At 74.1% G+C, this 19,426-nt stretch carries 18 protein-coding genes; 3 read left to right on the top strand and 15 right to left on the bottom strand.

From position 1 onward, the window contains the following. Positions 1 to 245 precede the first annotated feature (245 nt). The 3 genes from AB0B40_RS24420 to AB0B40_RS24430 all read right to left on the bottom strand — a co-directional run bounded on the left by AB0B40_RS24420 (position 246) and on the right by AB0B40_RS24430 (position 3,882). The gene (locus AB0B40_RS24420) at positions 246 to 2,576 is read right to left on the bottom strand and encodes an excinuclease ABC subunit UvrA (RefSeq protein WP_362265560.1); all 2,331 of its coding nucleotides are present in this window, start codon (positions 2,574 to 2,576) and stop codon (positions 246 to 248) included. A 29-nt stretch (positions 2,577 to 2,605) separates the two neighbouring features. Continuing rightward, entirely contained in the window at positions 2,606 to 2,800 is a 195-nt protein-coding gene (locus tag AB0B40_RS24425; protein WP_345049710.1) for an antitoxin, read from the bottom strand. Positions 2,801 to 2,874: 74 nt separating this feature from the next. Next, on the bottom strand, positions 2,875 to 3,882 hold the full coding sequence (locus tag AB0B40_RS24430; protein WP_345049712.1) for an LLM class flavin-dependent oxidoreductase: 1,008 nt from the start codon (positions 3,880 to 3,882) through the stop codon (positions 2,875 to 2,877). Between the two features lie 176 nt (positions 3,883 to 4,058). Between AB0B40_RS24430 and AB0B40_RS24435 the strand changes: the two genes are divergently transcribed. After that, entirely contained in the window at positions 4,059 to 4,550 is a 492-nt protein-coding gene (locus AB0B40_RS24435; protein ID WP_345049715.1) for a hypothetical protein, read from the top strand. A 34-nt stretch (positions 4,551 to 4,584) separates the two neighbouring features. Here the strand turns inward: AB0B40_RS24435 and AB0B40_RS24440 are convergent, their stop codons facing one another. Continuing rightward, positions 4,585 to 4,800, bottom strand: a complete 216-nt coding sequence (locus tag AB0B40_RS24440) for a dodecin (protein WP_345049717.1) — start codon at positions 4,798 to 4,800, stop codon at positions 4,585 to 4,587. A gap of 224 nt (positions 4,801 to 5,024) precedes the next feature. Between AB0B40_RS24440 and AB0B40_RS24445 the strand changes: the two genes are divergently transcribed. After that, the gene (locus AB0B40_RS24445; RefSeq protein WP_345049720.1) at positions 5,025 to 6,281 is read left to right on the top strand and encodes an extracellular solute-binding protein; all 1,257 of its coding nucleotides are present in this window, start codon (positions 5,025 to 5,027) and stop codon (positions 6,279 to 6,281) included. A 47-nt stretch (positions 6,282 to 6,328) separates the two neighbouring features. On the opposite strand, the gene egtD is transcribed toward AB0B40_RS24445, so the two are convergent. The 11 genes from egtD to AB0B40_RS24500 all read right to left on the bottom strand — a co-directional run bounded on the left by egtD (position 6,329) and on the right by AB0B40_RS24500 (position 18,624). After that, positions 6,329 to 7,291: an L-histidine N(alpha)-methyltransferase gene (gene egtD, locus AB0B40_RS24450; protein ID WP_345049722.1), complete on the bottom strand. Its 963-nt coding sequence runs from the start codon at positions 7,289 to 7,291 to the stop codon at positions 6,329 to 6,331. Next, complete coding sequence (gene egtC / locus AB0B40_RS24455) at positions 7,288 to 8,100, bottom strand: ergothioneine biosynthesis protein EgtC (protein ID WP_345049724.1); 813 nt, start codon at positions 8,098 to 8,100, stop codon at positions 7,288 to 7,290. The genes egtD and egtC overlap by 4 nt, the downstream gene beginning before the upstream one ends. Then, the gene (gene egtB / locus AB0B40_RS24460) at positions 8,100 to 9,437 is read right to left on the bottom strand and encodes an ergothioneine biosynthesis protein EgtB (protein ID WP_345049727.1); all 1,338 of its coding nucleotides are present in this window, start codon (positions 9,435 to 9,437) and stop codon (positions 8,100 to 8,102) included. The genes egtC and egtB overlap by 1 nt, the downstream gene beginning before the upstream one ends. Beyond that, positions 9,434 to 10,780, bottom strand: a complete 1,347-nt coding sequence (egtA, locus tag AB0B40_RS24465) for an ergothioneine biosynthesis glutamate--cysteine ligase EgtA (RefSeq protein ID WP_345049732.1) — start codon at positions 10,778 to 10,780, stop codon at positions 9,434 to 9,436. The genes egtB and egtA overlap by 4 nt, the downstream gene beginning before the upstream one ends. A 568-nt stretch (positions 10,781 to 11,348) precedes the next feature. Beyond that, positions 11,349 to 11,795 (bottom strand): type II toxin-antitoxin system PemK/MazF family toxin, encoded by a 447-nt coding sequence (locus tag AB0B40_RS24470; RefSeq protein WP_345049734.1) that lies wholly within the window; start codon positions 11,793 to 11,795, stop codon positions 11,349 to 11,351. 120 nt (positions 11,796 to 11,915) lie between these two features. Next, on the bottom strand, positions 11,916 to 13,403 hold the full coding sequence (locus AB0B40_RS24475) for an SPFH domain-containing protein (RefSeq protein ID WP_362265564.1): 1,488 nt from the start codon (positions 13,401 to 13,403) through the stop codon (positions 11,916 to 11,918). 133 nt (positions 13,404 to 13,536) lie between these two features. Further along, entirely contained in the window at positions 13,537 to 13,755 is a 219-nt protein-coding gene (locus tag AB0B40_RS24480) for a hypothetical protein (RefSeq protein WP_345049739.1), read from the bottom strand. A gap of 30 nt (positions 13,756 to 13,785) precedes the next feature. After that, a complete protein-coding gene (locus tag AB0B40_RS24485; RefSeq protein ID WP_345049745.1) occupies positions 13,786 to 14,673 on the bottom strand; it encodes a restriction endonuclease in 888 nt (295 codons plus the stop codon). Between the two features lie 127 nt (positions 14,674 to 14,800). Further along, on the bottom strand, positions 14,801 to 16,225 hold the full coding sequence (locus AB0B40_RS24490) for an amidase (RefSeq protein WP_345049748.1): 1,425 nt from the start codon (positions 16,223 to 16,225) through the stop codon (positions 14,801 to 14,803). Positions 16,226 to 16,345: 120 nt separating this feature from the next. Then, a complete protein-coding gene (locus AB0B40_RS24495; RefSeq protein WP_345049752.1) occupies positions 16,346 to 17,311 on the bottom strand; it encodes an alpha/beta hydrolase in 966 nt (321 codons plus the stop codon). Positions 17,312 to 18,066: 755 nt separating this feature from the next. Beyond that, positions 18,067 to 18,624: an NAD(P)H-dependent oxidoreductase gene (locus AB0B40_RS24500; protein WP_362265567.1), complete on the bottom strand. Its 558-nt coding sequence runs from the start codon at positions 18,622 to 18,624 to the stop codon at positions 18,067 to 18,069. 99 nt (positions 18,625 to 18,723) lie between these two features. Here AB0B40_RS24500 and AB0B40_RS24505 point away from each other — a divergent pair, with 99 nt between their 5' ends. Next, positions 18,724 to 19,404, top strand: coding sequence for a TetR/AcrR family transcriptional regulator (locus AB0B40_RS24505; RefSeq protein ID WP_345049758.1), 681 nt, complete (start codon positions 18,724 to 18,726; stop codon positions 19,402 to 19,404). The last annotated feature ends 22 nt before the right edge of the window (positions 19,405 to 19,426 follow it).

Genomic DNA, 19,426 nt, shown 5'->3' on the forward strand with positions numbered 1-19,426 from the left:
CGACCCGTTCCGGGGGCCCGGCGGCCACGGTCCGGCGGCCCCGGTCGCCGTCGGGGGGCGATGGCGTGCGTACCGGTGGGGCGCTCGGCTCGACGCTCAGGGCATGACCCGCGCCAGGTACGGAGCCGTGGCGCTGCCGGCCGCTTGGGCGACCCGTTCCGGGGGCCCGGCGGCCACGGTCCGGCGGCCCCGGTCGCCGTCGGGTGGCGATGGCGTGCGTACCGGTGGGGCGCTCGGCTCGACGCTCAGGGCATGACCCGCGCCAGGTACGGAGCCGTGGCGCTGCCGGTCGCCCGGGCCAGCCGTTCCGGGGGCCCGGCGGCCACGATCCGGCCGCCCCGGTCGCCGCCGCCCGGGCCCAGGTCGATCACCCAGTCGGCGCCCGCGACCACCGTCATGTCGTGCTCGACCACGACGACCGTGTGCCCGGCGTCGACCAGTCCGTGCAGCCGGTCCGTCAGCACCTCCACGTCGGCCGGGTGCAGTCCGCTCGTCGGCTCGTCCAGCAGGTAGAGGGTGTGGCCGCGCCGCCCGCGCTGGAGCTCGCTCGCCAGCTTGATCCGCTGTGCCTCCCCGCCGGACAGCTCGGTGGCGGGCTGGCCGAGCCGCAGATAGCCGAGGCCCACGTCGAGCAGCGTGCCCAGGCTGCGGGCGGCGGCCGGGATGTCCGCGAAGAACTCCGCGGCGGCCTCCACGGTCAGGTCCAGCACCTCGGCGATGTTCCGCCCCCGGTAGGCCACTTCGAGCGTCTCGGGGTTGTAGCGGGCGCCCGCGCAGTCCGGACAGGGCGCGTACGTGCTCGGCAGGAACAGCAGCTCCACACTGATGAACCCCTCACCCTGGCAGGTCTCGCAGCGGCCTCCCGCCACGTTGAAGGAGAACCGCCCGACCCCGTACCCGCGCGCCCGCGCCTCCTCCGTGCCTGCGAACACCTTCCGTACGATGTCGAACAGGCCCGTGTAGGTCGCGAGGTTGGAGCGCGGGGTGCGCCCGATGGGCTTCTGGTCGACCCGCACCAGCCGCCCCACGCCCGCCACCTCCTGCGTCAACTCACCGACGAGCGTGGACTTGCCGGATCCGGAGACCCCGGTGACGGCGGTGAACGCGCCGAGCGGGAACCGGGCCGTCACCGCGCGCAGATTGTGCCGGGTCACCGGACCGACCGTCAGCCAGCCGCGCGGCTCCCGGACGGTCCGCGCCGGGCCGGGTGACTCGTCGAAGAGGTACGCGGCCGTCGCCGACTCCTCCACCGAGGCCAGCTCGGCGACCGGCCCGCTGTACAGCACCCGCCCGCCGTGCTCGCCGGCGCCCGGGCCCACCTCCACCAGCCAGTCCGCCCCGCGCACCACCTCCAGGTGATGCTCCACGACGAACACCGAGTTGCCCGCGGCCTTCAGCCGGTCCAGCACCGTCAGCAGTGCCTCGGTGTCCGCCGGGTGCAGTCCGGCGGACGGCTCGTCGAGCACGTACACCACGCCGAACAGTCCGGAGCGCAACTGGGTGGCCAGCCGCAGCCGTTGCAGCTCGCCCGCCGAGAGGGTGGGGGTGGGCCGGTCCATGCTCAGATAGCCGAGCCCCAGCTCGACCACCGGCGCGATCCGCGACCTCAGGTCGGCGGTGAGCACCCGGGCGGTCTCGGTGTCGCCGTCGGGCAGCCCCGCGAGGTCGGTCAGCGGGAGCGCGGCCAGCTCGGCGACGGTCCGGCCGCCGAAGGTCACCGCGAGCGCCTCGGGCCGCAGCCGGCTGCCCCCGCAGGCCGGGCAGGGCGCGCTGGTCAGGAAGCGTTCCGCCTTGGCCCTCAGGGTGGCCGACCTGGTGTCGGAGAACGTCTTGAGCACATACCGGCGGGCGCTCATGTACGTGCCCTGATAGGGCCGTTGGATGCGGTCGGCGTCGCGGACGGGGTGGACGGTGACGACCGGCTGCTCGTCGGTGAACAGGATCCACTCGCGCTGCCCGGCGGGCAGCTCGCGCCACGGCCGGTCGATGTCGTACCCCAGCGTGTCGAGGATGTCCCGCAGGTTCTTGCCCTGCCAGGCGCCCGGCCAGGCCGCGACGGCGCCCTCGCGGACGGACAGCGACGGGTCCGGGACGAGCAGTTCCTCGGTGGTCTCGTGCACCTGTCCCAGGCCGTGGCACTCGGGGCAGGCGCCGGCCGCCGTGTTCGGTGAGAACGCGTCCGAGTCGAGCCGTCCGGCGCCGGGCGGGTACGTCCCGGCGCGGGAGAACAGCATGCGCAGCGAATTGGACAGGTTGGTGACCGTGCCCACCGAGGAGCGCGAGGTGGGGGCCGAGCGGCGCTGCTGGAGCGAGACCGCGGGCGGCAGACCGGTGATCTCGCCCACCTTGGGCGCCCCGACCTGGTGGATCAGCCTGCGCGCGTACGGGGCGACCGACTCGAAGTACCGTCGCTGGGCCTCGGCGTAGACCGTGCCGAACGCCAGGGAGGACTTGCCCGAGCCGGAGACGCCGGTGAACACGGCCAGTACGTCCCGGGGGATGTCCACGTCGACGCCCTTGAGGTTGTGCTCGCGGGCGCCGCGGACGCGGATGTACGGGTCATGGGGGCTGGGCATCGGGGAGAAACTCTAGCCGCCCCCGACCGCTACGACTGCGGGGGGTTGCCCCGGTCCTGCCGGGTCCCGAACTCGTCCCTCAGCTTGTCCTGACCGGTGTCGACCTGGGACTGGTACTTGTTCCCGGTCCGCTGGTCGAGATAGTCCCCGCCCTTGTCGATGCCCTTGTCGGCCGCGCCCTCATGGCCCTTGAGCATGTCCTTGATCTTGCCCATGATGGACATGGGAGCCCTCCTCGTCGCTCGGAATCCGTCCTCCCAGGTTCACCTGACGGCGCCGGGTCCGCATCTCGGCCAGCTCACCGGCCGGGCGCGAAGAGCGCGGCGAGCCGCCGGTGCGAGTCCAGCAGGGCCGTACGGTCGTAGCCGCTGGTGGTGACGAGCACCTCCTCGGCGCCGGTCTCCCTCAGCACCGTCTCCAGTTCCCGGGCGACCTGTTCCGCGGTCCCGGCGAGGTGCCCGGCGAGTCCCGACTCGTAGAGGTCGCGCTCCCTCGCCGTCATCGTGCGGGCCTCCACCGCCTCGGCGGGGGCGAGCGGCGGGAAGGTGCCGTGGGTGCGGGAGTACGCCATGGACCAGGCCTCGGGAACCAGCAGCCGGCGGGCCCCGGCCTCGCTGCCGGCGACCGCGACCGTGCCGGAGATCACGACGTACGGTTCGGCCGCCCAGGGCGACGGGCGGAACAGGGAGCGGTACTGGTCGATGCCACGCAGCAGCTTCTCGCGGTTGCGCAGGTCGCCGATGACCATGGGCAGGCCGGCGCGGGCGGCGATCCGCGCGCCCTCGCCCATGGCCAGCACGAACGGCGGCACCGTCAGGCCCTCCGACGGGCGCGCGTGCACCCCGGTCGGGGAGCCGCCGCCGAACCACTCCAGCAGCTCGCCGAGCTGTGCCGCGAAGTCCTCGGCGTCCCCCTTGTCCCGGCCGAGCGCCCTGCGCACCCCGTCCGTGAAACCCACGGAGCGGCCGAGGCCCATGTCGATACGCCCCGGGAACAGTGCCTCCAGCACCCCGAACTGCTCGGCCACGACGAGGGACCGGTGGTTGGGCAGCATGACCCCGCCGGTGCCGACCCGGATGGTGCGGGTGGCCGAGGCGACAGCGGCGGCCAGCACGGTCGGCGCGGAGCCGGCGACGCCGGGCACCCCGTGGTGCTCGGACACCCAGAACCGGTGGTAGCCGAGCGCCTCGGCCTCCCGGGCCAGCGCGACGGTGTCCCGCAGCGCCTCGCCGGGCGGGCGGCCCTCGCGGGTGCGGGAGCGGTCGAGGACGGAGAACCGGGTCGAGGTGATCACTGTGCTGCTCACGAAGGGTTCAACGCCCTCACCGGCCGGGGATTCCCGCGGTCCCGGTCCGGCCGGCGCGCGGGTGCGTGCGGTCCCGCCACCGTGGGACGGCTTCGGCACCGGGGGGCGCACGGCGGGGCGCGGTGCCGGGCCCGCGAGCCCGGCGTGATCCGAACGGGAGGCCCTAGGGTGGCGGGGTGACCGACAGCAGCCGGCGTCCGATCGCCGTGTTCGACCTGGACAACACGCTGGCCGACACCGCCCACCGGCAGCACTTCCTGGCGGGCCGGCCGCGGGACTGGAACGCGTTCTTCGCCGCCGCACCGCAGGACCCGCCGCTCGCCGAGGGCGTCGCGCTGGCCGTGGAGAGCGCCCGCGCCTGCGAGGTCGTCTACCTCTCCGGCCGTCCCGAGCGGTGCCGCCGGGACACGCTGGAGTGGCTGGCGGCCCATGGGCTGCCCGAGGGACGGTTGTACATGCGGGGCAACGCCGACCGCAGGCCGGCCCGGACCACCAAGCTGGAGATCCTGCGACGGCTCGCCCGGGACGGTGAGGTCCGGATGCTCGTGGACGACGACGAGCTGGTGTGCGACGACGCCGAGCGCGCCGGGTTCACCGTCGTCCGGGCCCGCTGGGCCGTGCGGTCGGCCGCGCTGGAGGAGGCACAGGAGCGGGAGGGGCGTACCTGACACCGGACGGGGGACCGGCGCCGGGGCGGGCGGCTCAGTCGCCGTCCTCGATGCGGAAGCCGACCTTCAGTCCTACCTGGTAGTGCTCGATCCGGCCGTTCTCGATCTGGCCGCGGACCTGGGTCACCTCGAACCAGTCCAGGTTGCGCAGCGTCTGGTCGGCACGGGCGATGGCGTTGCGGATGGCCTGGTCGACGCCCTCGTGCGAGGTACCGACGATCTCGGTGACCCGGTAGGTGTGGTTCGACATGCGGGTGCTCCTCTCGTGTCGCGCCGTACTCCACCGTGCCGTATCCGCGCTCCGTCCGCACGGCGTCGCGGGCCCGCGGCCGGGAGCGCCTGGCCAGGAGCGCTTGACCTCCGCATTGGTCCATACCAAAATCCCAGCACACCCGTATGAGCTCCCCGCTCGTCCCCCCACGCCGGGCCCCCACCCCTGTCCCAGCACCTCTGCCAGACAGAACAGGACCCCTCGTGAGACGTCGCCTGCTCGCCCTCATCTGTGTCACCGGCTCCCTCGTCAGCGCCTGCGGGATGCTTCCCGGCGACCACGGGCGCAAGACCGTCACCGTGTGGCTGATGAAGGACAGCGCCTCCAAGGAGTTCCTGGACCGGTTCACCGAGGACTTCGAACGCACCCACGACGACCTGCGCCTCGACTTCCGCATCCAGGAGTGGACCGGCATCGTGGAGAAGGTCCGCACCGCGCTCAAGACGCGCTCCGCCGACGGCCCGGACGTCATCGAGGTCGGCAACACCCAGGTGCCGCTGTACGCCGACGGCGGCCGGCTCGTGGACCTCACCCTGGAGTCCATGCGGGACTGGGACAAGGAGAAGTGGCTGCCCGGCCTCGCCCAGCCCGGCAAGGACGGCAACAAGCAGTACGGCATCCCCTGGTACGCGGCCAACCGGGTCGTCATCTACCGCAAGGACCTGTTCGAGCAGGCCGGCATCACCAGCCCGCCGAAGACCCGCGACGCGTGGCTCGACGACACCGAGAAGCTCGACTCCGACGGCAACCAGGGCATCTACCTCGCCGGTCAGGACTGGTACACGCTGTCGGGCTTCATCTGGGACGAGGGCGGCGACCTCGCCCGGGAGAAGGACCACGAGTGGCAGGGCACCCTGGACACCCCGGCCGCGCTGCGCGGCATGGACTTCTACCGGCGGCTCCAGGCCCTGGGCCGGGGCCCCGTGGACGCCGACGAACAACACCCGCCCCAGGCCGGGGTGTTCGCCGCCGGGAAGGTCGCCCAGATCATCGCCGTACCCGGGCTCACGCAGTCGATCGTCCAGGAGAACCCGCGCCTGAAGGACAAGCTCGGCTACTTCCCCGTGCCCGGGCGCACGGCCGGGCGGCCCGGCACCGTCTTCACCGGCGGCTCCGACCTGGTCGTCCCGCAGAACACCGACGACCAGTTCGCCGCGACCACCGTCGTCGGGGCGCTCACCGACGCCAAGTGGGACACCGAACTGGCCCGCACGATGAACTACGTGCCCAACAAGACCACGCTGGCCGGCGCCGTCGCGAGCGAGGAGGGGGTCGCCGCCATGGCCGCGGGCGCGGCACACGGCCGGGCGACCCCCAGCACCCCTCAGTGGGCCGACGTCGAGGCCGACAACCCGATCAAGGAGTACATGACCCGGGTGCTGGGCGGCGCGGACCCGGCGACCGAGGCGCGCCGCGCCTCACGGAAGATCACCGAGGCGCTCGCCCCGGACCTGGGCTGAGCGGCCGTGTGCTCACCCCGGACCTCGGCTGAGCGGCCGTTCTCGGCTCACCGCACCACGCTCAGCGACAGTGCGAAGCGGTCCTGCGCGTCCGTCCACCAGTGGGTCAGCTCAAGGCCGGCCGCCGCCAGTTCCGACGTGACGCCCGCACGCCGGAACTTGGCCGACACCTCGGTGCGCAGCTCCTCGCCCGCCGCGAAGTCCACGGCGAGGTCCAGCGCGGGCACCTTCACGGTCTGGGCGGTGCGGGAGCGCAGCCGCATCTCGATCCACTCCCGCTCCGCGTCCCACAGGGCCACGTGGTCGAACGCGTCCAGGTCGAAGTCGGCGCCCAGCTCGCGGTCGACCACGGCCAGCACGTTCTTGTTGAACGCGGCCGTCACCCCGGCCGCGTCGTCGTACGCCCGGACCAGCACCCGCTCGTCCTTGACCAGGTCCGTGCCGAGCAGGAGCCCGTCGCCCGGGGCGAGCAGCGAGCGCACGGAGGCCAGGAACCGGGCGCGCTCGGCGGGCAGCAGGTTGCCGAGCGTGCCGCCGAGGAACGCCACCAGGCGCGGGCCGGGCGTGGCGGGCAGGGTCATCGGGGCGGTGAAGTCGGCGATCAGGGCGTGCACGTCCAGGTCCGGGCGTTCCGCGACGAGGGCCTGCCCGGCCTGGGTGAGGGCGCTCTCACTGACGTCCACGGGGACGTAGGCGGCCAGCGAGGTGAGTGCCCCGATCAGATAGCGGGTCTTCTCCGAGGAGCCCGAGCCCAGTTCCACCAGGGTGCGGGCGCCGCTGGCGGCGGCGATCTCACCGGACCGGGCGGCGAGGATCTCCCGCTCGGCCCGCGTGGGGTAGTACTCGGGCAGTTCGGTGATCTGCTCGAACAGCTCGCTGCCGCGGGCGTCGTAGAACCACTTGGGCGGCAGCCACTTGGGCGTGACGGTGAGGCCGCCGAGGACGTCGGCGCGCAGCGCGGCGTCCGTCGCGTCCTCGGGGAGCGTGCGGGTGACGTGCAGGGGACTCAATGGCAGGGCTCCTTCGCTGATGGGGACCCCGCTCGGGCGGAGCCGGGAGTGGGGGAGGCCGCCGGATCCTCCAGCGGGGCGAGCAGCACACCGGTGCGGCTCGCGGTGAGCACGGTACGGTCGGGGACCTCCTGCCAGAGCGGGTCGTCGTCGTACGGCTCGGAGGCGACGACGGTGCCCCGGCCGGGCTCGGTGCGGTACCAGAGGGAGTCGCCCCAGGCGGTGGCGGCGATCGTCTCCCCGTCGGTCAGCAGCAGGTTGAGACGGGAGGCGGGCGCCGCACGGGCCAGCAGGCGGACCGGTTCGCCCAGGGCCTGGGCCGGCGTGTCGCCGCTGCGCAGCCGGTGCAGGACCAGCGCCCAGACGAACGCCGAGTCGTTGCGGGCCTGCAGCGACAGCAGGTCGACCGGGGGCAGCGCGGACACCAGGTGGGCCGCCGAGTCCGGCCAGCCCGCGACCGCGCCGTTGTGGCTGAACAGCCACCGCCCGGCCGCGAACGGTGCCGCCGCGGCCTCGGCGTCCGCCCCCGCGAGGGTCGCGTCCCGGACCGCCGCGAGCACGGTGCCCGCGCGCACCACCCGCGCCAGGTCGGCGAAGGACAGGTCGGCCCAGATCGGCCCGGCCCGCCGGTAGCGGGCCGGCACCGGATCCCCGGGCGCGTACCAGCCCACCCCGAAGCCGTCGGCGTTGACCGTGCCGTACCGCTGCCGGCGCGGTGCCCACGACTGGCGGAACAGACTGTGCGGTGGCTCCACGAGGAGCCGTCCGAGCGGCTCCTCGGGCCCCACGTAGGCGAGGTGACGGCACATCAGACGGCCTCGGAGCGGGCGGTGCGGAACCCGCAGAAGATCTGCCGGCGGATCGGGTAGTCCCAGTTGCGGAACGTGCCCCGGCAGGCCACCGGGTCCACGGCGAACGAGCCGCCGCGCAGCACCTTGTACTCGGGGCCGAAGAAGACCTCCGAGTACTCCTTGTACGGGAAGGCCCGGAAGCCCGGGTACGGCAGGAAGTCGCTCGCCGTCCACTCCCACACGTCACCGATCAACTGCCGTATGCCGTGGGGCGACTCACCGGCCGGGTAGCTGCCGGCCGGGGCGGGCCCGAGGTGCCGCTGACCGAGGTTGGCGTGCTCGGGCGCCGGGTCGGCGTCACCCCACGGGTAGCGCCGGGAACGGCCGCTGGCCGGGTCGAAGCGGGCCGCCTTCTCCCACTCCGTCTCGGTGGGCAGCCGCCGCCCGGCCCAGCGGGCGTAGGCGTCCGCCTCGTACCAGCACACGTGCAGCACCGGCTCGTCCGGCGGAACGGGCTCGGTGATCCCGAACCGCCGCCGGAGCCATTGCCCGCCGTCCCGCTGCCAGAACAGCGGCGCGGAGACGGCGTGCTGCCTGATGTGCGCCCAGCCCGCCGGTGCCCACCAGCGCTCGGTGTCGTAGCCGCCGTCCTCGATGAACGCCTGGTACGCCGCGTTCGTCACCGGCGTGGTGTCCATCCAGAACGGCTCCACCTCCCGCGGGTGCGCCGGGCGTTCGTTGTCCAGCGCCCAGGGCTCACCGGAGGTGCCCATCGTGAACGGGCCGCCGGGGACGAGGACTTCGGCCGGACCGGTGAACGGCGGGGCCGGTTCCGGGTCGGGTGCGGTCAGGGCCTGCGGACCCTTTCTGAGCTGATGGGTTATCAGCATGGTCTCGTCGTGCTGCTGTTCGTGCTGGGCGATCATCCCGAAGGCGAAACCGGCCTCGGTCAGCCGGGTGCCGTGGAAGTCCGCGCCCTCCAGCAGGTCCGTCACGCGGCCGCGCACCTCGGCCGCGTACCGGCGGGCCTCGTCGGGCGGCAGCAGCGGCAGCTTGGGGCGCTCCGCGCGCGGATGCTCGAAGGCGTCGTACAGGCCGTCGATCTCGGGCCGCATCGCCTCCCGGCCGCCGACCGTCCGGAGCAGCCACAGCTCCTCCTGGTTGCCGATGTGCGCCAGGTCCCACACCAGCGGGGACATCAGCGGGGAGTGCTGGGCGGTGAGATCGGGTCCGTCGACACAGCTGGTCAGCAGCGTGGTGCGGTCCCGGGCGGTGGTGAGGGAGGCCAGCGCGCGGTTCCGCAGGGCCTCGGTGTCCGTCTCGGTGGTCGTGGGCTCGGTCTCCGGGGCGGTCATGTGCGGATGTCCTTCCTCCCGTGGGCGGTCGTGCCCCTGGTCGTACCGGGCCGGGACCGGTGCGGATCCAGAGTGGGCAGCCGGTCGAGCAGGTCGTCGGCCGGGCAGCGGCCCCGGGCGACGTAGCGGTCCCGGTACGCGGCCACGGCGTCGGTGACCCGCGTGTCGGCGCCGAGCCGGGGCAGCGCCTCCAGGGCCGCCGCGAAGCAGCTGTCGGCGGCCTCGCGCAGCTCCGGGTCGGCGAGCCCGTGCCGCGCCGCGTCGACCCACAGCGGGTTGTGCGGGGCGGGCAGGTTCAGGGCCCGCTCGGCGAGCGGTTTCACGGTCCGGTACGCGGACTCGGCCGCCTCCGGGTCGTCGAACAGCGCCGCCGTCACCGCGAGCGGCACGAGCCAGCCGTCCTCGCCGGGCTGCGCGTCGATCATCCGCAGCTCCATGTGGCCGCGCGGCCGGACCGGCGGGAACAGCGTGGTCAGGTGGTAGTCGAGGTCCGCCCGGGTGGGCGGACCGAGCGACCGGGAACGGGTCCACTCCCGGAAGGTGAGCCCCTCGGGCACCTCCCAGGGACCGCTGTCGCGGCGCACGCACATCACCGGCGAGTCCAGCACGTGCCGGGCCCACGCGGCCCGTGGTTCGCCGTCCAGCGACGGACCGCCGGCCCGGCCGGCACCGATCTCCATCCACATCAGCTGGCGGGTGGACTGCCAGCCCGTGGGCCGCAGGCCGAGCAGCGGCGAGTTGGCGAACGCGGCCACCAGAACGGCGCCCAGCTGGTGCGCCAGCCACCAGCGCCGGGCGTGCCCCAGCGGGCCGGGCTCCTCGTGGCCGGCGTCCACGCACACCTGCACGGAGGCCGAGGTGCACATCATGTGCCGGCCGGCCGGACCGGTGCGGTCCAGGCAGGCCTCCATGGCGTCGTAACGCGGCTCGCGCAGGAATCTGCGGGGCGTGTGCCAGGGGTCGTGACCGATGCCGGTGAGGCACAGTCCGTCCTCGGCCAGGACGGCCCGGACGGTGTCCAAATCGGCGGAGACGGTCTCCACGCACTCCATGAGGGAGGCCGCGGGCTGGGAGCTCAGCTCCAGCTGGCCGCCGGGTTCGACGGTGAGCGCCGATACCAGGGGCACGGCCCGCAGCGTTGCGTAGACCGCTTCGAGCTGTTCGGGTGTGACCGGGAGCTGTGGCAGCTCCCGCGAGTGGACGAGCCACTCCAGCTCGACACCGAGCGTGCGCGGCGGGCCGGTCTTGAAGCAGATGCCCCGGACCAGGGCCTCCACCTCGGCCTCGGTGACGGCGGTGCGGTGTCGCGTACAGTCACCACCGTCACTGTGCGTATCCGACATGTCGGGATCTCCTCCTGAGGTTCCACCATGCCACCGGCCCGGTGCGTCCGCCGGGCCGGCACTCGTCCCACCCAAGACCTTTCCCAGGAATCGCACAAGGGTGCCCGTCCGGACGTTCCGGCTCCGTCACCTCCGTTTCCCTGTGCGTTCCCGGGCCGTTCCGGGGGCGGGAAACTCCGTTGCACCGCACCACCAGCATCACCCACGATGCGTACATGAGCACGACGGGGGACCGCGCAGGGCGTGGTCGCGGCGCCCACGGGGGTGGCGCCGCGGGCGCGCGCCTGCGCGGGACGGCCGCGGAGACGGAACGGATCGTGGCCGGGGGCCGCCCCACGCGGGCGTGACACGGCGTACGGCGCCCGAGCGGGCCGCCGAACCGTCCGGCGCCCTCGACGGCACGCGGCGAACGCGCTCTGGCGGTACGCGGCGAACGCGCTCTGGGGGTGCGCGGCGAACGCGTCCTGGCGGTGCGCGGCGAACGTGTCCCGGAGACGGCCGACGGCCTGCGGCTACCGTGGCACGGGCGGTCGCGGAGGGCTGAGGCGGGCCGGCGGGCGCGAGTCGGTCAGGTCCAGCCGTAACGCTCGCGCAGCCGCTGCCGGACCAGGTCGAAGCGCATGCGGTCCAGCGCGCACGCCTCCCGGCGCATGCCCCGCTCATGCAGCCGCAGCACCCGGTCCACGTCCACCCACGAGTCCCGGCCCGACCGGTCCCACGGCCCGCTGCCGATCCCCACCCACTCCCGGTCACCGTCGTGCCGCTTGCTCGACAGCTGTACGGCGAGGAAGGTGCCGGCCGCCTCCCGGGCCACGACCAGCACCGGACGGTCCTTGCCCCGGCCGTCGTTCTCCTCGAACGGCACCCAGGTCCACACGATCTCGCCGGGGTCGGGGTCGCCGTCACGGGCCGGGGAGTACTCGGTGCGCACCCGGCCGACCTCGTGCGGGTCCGCCTGCGTGGTGGCGTGGGGACCGTGCCGGCCGGGGACGTTCTCTTCGGTGGACGTGCTCACGGAAAGCACCCTAGTCCCCGCCATCCCGGCGCTCGAAGCGGGAGGCGGTCGCCCGGCCGGTACGCACGCACGGCCGGGGCCCCTGGCGGGCGACCCCGGCCGTGCGGACGACGGTCCCGGTCAGCCTTCCTGATCCACCGTCACCTTCTGCGGCGGGGGAGCCACCACTCCGTTGAGCGAGGGCGAGGTGCCGTTCACGGGCTGCCCGTTGTCGCCCATCGAGGCGAGCAGCTTCCGGGCGAGGCCCAGACCCGTGCCGCCCATGGTGAGCGCCTTGGCGAACATCTCGCCCATGCCGTCGGCACCGTTGAGGAGCACCATGTTGTCGACGTTGCCGAACGCGGCCGCGCCGGCCTGGACGATCTCCGGCCACTTCTCGGCCAGTTGCTGGGCGACGACCGCCTCCTGGTTCTCCGCGAGCGCCGCGGCCCGGGCCTTGATGGCCTCCGCCTCCGCCAGGCCCTGCGCCCGGGTCGCCTCGGCCTCCGCCAGACCCCTCGCCTGCGCGGCGGCCGCCTCGGCCTCACCGGTGGCCCGGGTGGCGGCGGCGCTCGCCGTACCGCGGGTCGTGGTCGCCTCGGCCTCGGCCGCCGCGGCGGCCTTCACCCGGGTCGCCTCGGCCGCGGCGGCGAGCTCCGTCTCCTTCGCCTTGGCCTGGGCCGCCGAGATCCGCGCGTCGCGCTCGGCCTCGGCCAGGGTCCGCTTCTCGTACGCCTTGGCGTCCGCCGGCTTGCGGACGTCCGCCTGGAGCTGCTGCTCACGCCGGTGCGCCTCCAGCTCGGCGACCCGCGTCTCCTGTACGACGACCTCCTGCCGGGACGCGGCAGCCGCGAGCGGACCGGCCTGCTGGGCCTTGGCCGCCGCCTTGTCCCGCTCGGCCTGGTAGCCGGCCTGCAGGATCTCGCTGTCCCGGGTGGCCTCCGCCATCCGCGCGAACGACTGCTGCTCGGCCTCGGTGGCCAGGCGGTTGGCCTCCGCCTGCGCGATGCGCGCGTCCCGCTGGACGGCCGCCGCGTGCGGCATCGCCAGGTTCTGGATGTAGCCGGTCGGGTCCTCGATCTCGTGGATCTGCAACGAGTCCACGATCAGACCGAGCTTCTCCATCTCCGTGCCACAGGCCGCCCGGGTCTGCCCGGTCAGCTTCTCCCGGTCGCGGATCATGTCCTCGACCGTCAACCCGCCCACGATGGACCGCAGGTGGCCGGCGAAGACGTTGTGCACCCGCTCCGACATCAGCTTCTGCTGGTCCAGGAACCGGCGGGCCGCGTTCGCGATCGACACGAAGTCGTCGCCCACCTTGAAGATGACCACGCCCCGCACCTTCAGCGGAATGCCCTGGTGCGTCACGCAGTCCACGTGCAGATCGGTCTCGTTCAGGTCCAGCGACAGCTTGCGCACCGCCTGCACACCGGGCAGCACGAGCGTGCCCCGCCCGGTGACGATGCGGAAGCCCAGGCCCTCCTCGATGCCTTCCGTGCGGTGCCTGGACCCGGAGATGACGAGCGCCTCATTCGGCTCGGCGACCCGCCACATCATCTTGAACAGACCGATCAGGACGAGAACGGCCACGACGACCGCCCCCGCAACGACGCCGACCATCATCGGCATACGCCCCCTTTGCATGGTGCCCTTTCGGCACCGAACGAAGGGAGTGTGCGCCTGCCCGGGCCCCGGGTGAAGACGCTGACGGATCCTTGTCGCAATCTTGACGCATACCACTCTCACCTGGGGCGCAGCGGGCTCAACTGTCGTACGCCGCCGTGACGTAGACGGTCCTCGGCGGCAGATGCTCCATCACCATCACCACCGTTCCGGTGGCGATCCGGGACGCGCCGTCCGCCGGGTGGGCGAGGAAGTGCTCGGCGCCGCCGCGCACCCGTACGATCACCTCACCGACCAGACCGGGCCCGACCGTCCCCGTCACCCGCCCCATCAGCCCGACCATCGACGCGTCGTCCATGGGAACAGAGTAGGGGCCTGCCGCCGTGACTCAGAGCGCGATGGCCGCCCCGTCCCAGGGGCCGGGGCCGGTGCCCTCGCGCCAGGCGTCCAGCGCGTCGCCGTTCACGCAGACGATCCCGCACTGACGCGCGTACTCCAGCGCGGGCGCCGTGAAGTCGCTCGTGGTGACGACCGCCGCGACGTCCGCCTCGTGGATGGTGAAGCAGGTGCCCCCGAAGCGCTGCATGTCCTGTGAGCCGACCTTGTGGGCGTCACCGTACTGCTTGCACTGGATGACCACGCGCCGCCCGTCCCCGGTGACCGCGACGACGTCGGCCCCCAGATCCCCGGCGCCGCCCACGACTTCCGCCTCCCGGCAGCCGTGGTGGAGACACAGCTCCGCCACGGCCTGCTCGAAACCGTCCGGATCGAGTTCGGCGTAGTCGGCTCCGTGGTCGGGGCAGGTGTCCAGCCCCTCGCAGCACGGGGCCAACGGCACGGTGTCCTGGACCGGTTCCGGAGGGAGCACGTCGGCGGGGGCGCGGCCGGGACCGGGGCCCGCGGGCGCGGTGGCGCCGATCGGCCCGCCCATCGCACCGGCACCCGCGACGGCGACCGCTTCGTCCGCCGCCGTGAGGCGGAGACTGTCGGACGCCTTCTCGGCCGCTTCCTCCAGAGCCAGAGCGGCCCTGCGCGCGTATCTCCCGGCGGTGCGGCGGCGCCACCCGGAACGGAACTTCAGTGCGCCGGCCACGCCGAGGACCACCAGTACCACGGCCCAGGGCGGCCGGCGTTCCACGATGCCCACCGCCGTGCGGGCGAGGAACGCGACGACGCAGAGGATGATCGCGAGCAGCAGGAAGAACATCGTGGTGGTGCCCAGGTCGAAGCGCCGGTGGCGCTCCGGACGCCGAACCGGGCGCACGGGTATGGTCATGCGGGCCTCCTCGCGGACGGTGACAACGAAGATCACCTGTCTACGACTGCCCAAGATCGCCGACTGCTCTCACACCACGCGCCGTTCATCGCGCGGCGCGCGGCGCGCGATGGACGGAGCCGGCGTCTCAGCCGGCCTTCGCCGACTCCGTCCGGTGCCCCGGCGGCCACCGCTCGTGCCAGCGCAGCTCCGCCTCCAACTGCGCGGCCAGCGACACCAGGAGCGGTTCGCTGTCGGCCGGGCCGAGCAGCTGGGCGCCCACCGGCAGCCCCGGCCCGACGAACCCGGCGGGCACGTTCACCCCCGGCCAGCCCAGCACGTTCCACGGCCAGGCGTACGGGCAGGCGGCGATGATGGCACGGTCCGTGGCCATCCCGCCGAGCTTCTGGAAAGCGCCGATCCGCGGCGGGGGCGTCGCCGTCGTCGGTGCCAGGATCACGTCGTACGACCGGAAGAACGTGCCGATGCGCCGGTGCAGCACCGCCTCCGCGCGCCGGGCCGCCCGCAGCGGGGCCCCGCCCAGCAGCCGGCCGAGCCGGGCCGCCTCCCGGGTGCGCGGGTCGAGCAGCGCGGGGTCGGGGGCCTCGCGGGCCCGTTCGGCGATCCCGGCGGTGGCCCGGGGCAGGAAGGCCAGCCCGATCTGCCCGTACGGCGGATCCGCCTCCTCGACGACGTGGCCCAACCCCGCCATCCGCTCGGCGAGTTCGACGACCCTGGCGCGGATCTCCGGGTGCAGCCGGGCGGGCACGGCGGTGAACGGCGGCTTCAGGGCCAGTGCGACCCGCAGCCGGCCCGGGTCGCGGCCGACCGCGTCCGCCACCGTCAGGGCCGGCGGCCGGTGCGGGTCCCGCTCGTGGTTGCCGCTCGCCGCGTCCAGCAGCAGGGCCGCGTCGGCGACCGTACGGGCGAGGGTGCCGTTCACCGTGATGCCGTGGAACGACTCGCCGCGCGGCCAGGTCGAGATCCGGCCGCGCTGCGGCTTGATGCCGATCAGATGGGTCCAGGAGGCCGGGATGCGCACCGAACCGGCGCCGTCGGAGCCGAGCGCGGCCGGGACCAGCCCGGCGGCGACGGCGGCGGCCGAACCGCCGGAGGACCCGCCGGGCGTGTACGCGGTGTCCCAGGGGTTGCGGGTCTCGCCGAACGCCGGCCCCTCGGTGAACGGCCACTGTCCCAGCTCACAGGTGTTGGTCTTGCCGACGATCACCGCGCCGGCCGCGCGCAGCCGCCGTACCGCCTCCCCGTCCTCGGCCGCCGGCGGAAACTCCCCCGAGCAGCCGAACGCCGTCGGCTCGCCCGCCACGTCCATGTCGTCCTTCACCGCCACCGGCACCCCGAGCAGCGGGCGCCGCCCACCCGCGGCCAACTCCCGGTCGGCGGCCTCGGCTTCGGCCAGGGCCGCCTCGGCGCGGACGATCCGGAAGGCGTTCAGGGTGGGCTGCGTGGCCTCGATCCGGGCCAGGGCGTCGGCCACCGAGGCGCGGGAGGTCACCTCCCCCTCGGCCAGGGCGCGTCGGGTCTCCGCGAGGCCTGCGGCACGGTCGGGCGTCATGGGCGAGCACCTCCGGGAGGCTCCGGGCACGATGTCTACCGAACGGTAACGTCCGGACGTGGCCGCGCATACGGTTTCCGCGCAGGTGTCGTGGAGGAGGCGGTACGGGAGCCGGCGGCCTCACTCCGCCAGCAGCCGCCGGAGCCATGCCACCCGTGCCGCGCGGGCCGTACGGGACAGTGCCGCCTCCGGGGCGAGGGCGTCGAACCCATGGCAGCCGCCCGGCCAGACGTGCAGTTCGGCGACACCGCCCGCCTGCCAGATGCGGGACGCGTAGCCGACCACCTCGTCCCGGAAGGTCTCCGCGGAGCCGACGTCCAGGAAGGCCGGCGGCAGACCGGACAGGTCGGTGGCGCGGGCGGGGGCCGCGTACGGCGGGACGCCGGGACCGCCCCGGCGGTCGCCGAGCAGGGCCGTCCAGGCGGTCTCGTTGGCGGTGCGGTCCCACAGGCCCGAACCGGCCATCTGACGGCTGGAGACGCTGTTGTTGCGGTCGTCCAGCATCGGGTACATCAGCAGCTGGCCGAGCGGGCGCGGACCCTGCCGGTCGCGGCTGAGCAGGGTGAGCGCCGCGGCGAGACCACCGCCCGCGCTGGAGCCCGTGACGACGATCCGGTCCGGGTCCCCGCCGATCTCGCGCGCGTGCTCCGCGGCCCACAGCAGCCCGGCGTACGCGTCCTCGACCGGCGCCGGGTACGGGTGTTCGGGCGCGAGCCGGTACTCCACCGACACCACCACCGCGTCGAGTTCGCGCGCCCAGGCCAGCGGTTCGGTCACGCCGGCCCGGTTGCTGCCGGCCATCAGGCCGCCGCCGTGCGCGTGGTAGATCACCGGCAGGGCCGCCGTCGTGGGAGCGGCCGACGGGCGGCACACGAGAAGGGGAACGCCCGGCGCGCCCTCGGGGCCGGGAACCGTGCGGTCCTCGGTCTCGAAGGCGCCGTCCATGGTGAGGTCGAGCAGTTCGACGGCGGCGTTCCGCCGGGCTGCGGGCAGGTCGGCCAGCGTGAAGCCCGGCCCGATCGCGTCCATGAACTGCTCCAGCGCGGCGGCCAGTTCCCGATCGAGCGGCGGCGGGAGCATGGGCATGGCTTCTCCTTCCGGGAGTCGTCCGGCGGCCGGTCGCGCACCGTGGCAGGGCCGGCCGTGCGCCGAGGCGCGTGACCGGGACACCCGTCGCGGTGCCGCGCCGGAGCCGGGCGGCTGTACGTGTCACGTCCCGACTACCCCGTCCCGCCCGAGCTGCGCCCCGTGATCGCGGCCTCACGAGCGGACACGGCCTCGGCCGGCCGGGCCGTCACGTGCCGCACCCGCCCCGGCACGGTCAGTACCCCGACGGGACTCCCGCCGCGTCCAGCGGCGGCGGCACGGGCGCGCCCGCGCCGCACGCTCCGGGCGCGGTCGGACCGAGCGGGTCGCGAGGACGGGTGACCGGCAGCAGGAGGGGCGGCAGCCGCTCACCGAGCCGTACAGCACGAAGACGCCCCCCGGTGAGGCCGGTGTCCGGAAGGCGGAGCCGGTGCGGCCGAGCCGGCCGGGTCGCGGGACCGGGTCCAGGTGCGCGGCACGCGTGGGGGCCGGGATGGGACGCGCGGCATGCGGGGGCCGGAAAGCGGCGCGCGGCGTACGTGGGGCCGGGATGAGGCACGCGGCGTACGTGGGGCCGGGAAGTGCCGGGCGGCTTGCGTGGGGTCCGGACGGGGCGCGCGGGATGGTCGGGGGCCGGGATCAGGTGCGCGGTATGCGCGGGACCGGGAAGAGGTGCGCGGGGGCCGGGAAGCGGCGGGCGGCATGCGTGGGGGCCGGAGCCGTGGCGGCTCCGGCCCCCGAGGGACGTGTGCGGATCAGGCCGCCGCGCCCACGTTCCCGTGCAGGCGGGCCACGACCTCGGTCAGCTGGGCGGCGACCTCGGCGTCATCGGCCGGGTGGGTCTCGGCGAAGCGGGTCAGGGAGCCGGGGATGGACAGCTTGATGTCCTCGATCACCTTGCCGCCGGCGATGCCCACGGCCTTGCGGGCCTCGTCCTGGGCCCACACGCCCCCGTACTGGCCGAAGGCGGTGCCGACCACGGCGACGGGCTTGCCGCCGAAGGCGCCGACGCCGTACGGGCGGGACAGCCAGTCGATGGCGTTCTTCAGCACGGCCGGGATCGTGCCGTTGTACTCGGGGGAGAAGAGCAGGAAGGCGTCGGCGGCCTGGGCGGCCTCACGCAGCTTCGCGGCGGCGGCCGGGACGTCGCCCTCCACGTCGATGTCCTCGTTGTAGAAGGGGACCTCCGCCAGGCCCTCGAACAGCTCGACCTCGGCGCCGGCCGGTGCGAGCTTCACGGCGGCCTCGGCGAGCTGGCGGTTGTGGGAACCGGCGCGAAGGCTGCCGACGAGCGCCAGAATGCGAACAGACATGGAGAACTCCAAGGGGATGAAACTCAGTGACACGATCCGGACCGAGGTCCGCTTAAGTGTGTACCACCATAAGCGGACCTCGGTCCAGTTTTGTTCCCGATGCTTTACGCTGTCTTCATGTCCAGCGCTCTGCCGCCCTTCCCCAAGCCTCAGGAACCCCTCGGCGCGCCCCCGTTGCTGGAGATCGGTGCGACGTCCGACGAGCCGTGCCTGCGTGCCGACGCGGCCCGGAACCGGGCGCGGCTGCTGGAGGCCGCGGCCCGGCTGATCGCCGAGCACGGGGTGGCCGGGGTGACGATGGAGGCGGTGGCCGCGGCGGCCCAGGTGGGCAAAGGCACCGTCTTCCGCCGCTTCGGCGACCGCACCGGGCTGCTGATGGCCCTGCTCGACCACTCGGCCAGGCAGTTGCAGGCCGACTTCCTGGGCGGCCCCCCGCCGCTGGGCCCCGACGCGCCGCCCCTGGAGCGGCTGCGGGCCTTCGGCGTGGCGGTGCTGTACCGCTCGGCCGAGCAGCTGGACCTCCAACTGGCCGCGCAGCCGGAGCCGACCCGCAGGTTCTCCCACCCCGCGGCCGGGTCGCTGCACACGCACGTGTCGATGCTGCTGCGCCAGATCCTCCCGGACGCCGACTGCGAGCTGCTGGCCCACACGCTGCTGGCCTCGCTCGACCCCGCGCTCATCCATCACCTGACCCGGCAGCGCGGGATGCCCATGGAGCGGCTGGAGGCCGCCTGGCTCGGCCTGGTCGCCCGGGTGACCGGCACGCAGGCCCCGCAGTAGACGGACGGGCGCGGCGGCCGGC

It is taken from the genome of Streptomyces sp. NPDC042638 (genome assembly GCF_040647235.1).
GTDB classification, from domain to species: domain Bacteria; phylum Actinomycetota; class Actinomycetes; order Streptomycetales; family Streptomycetaceae; genus Streptomyces; species Streptomyces rameus.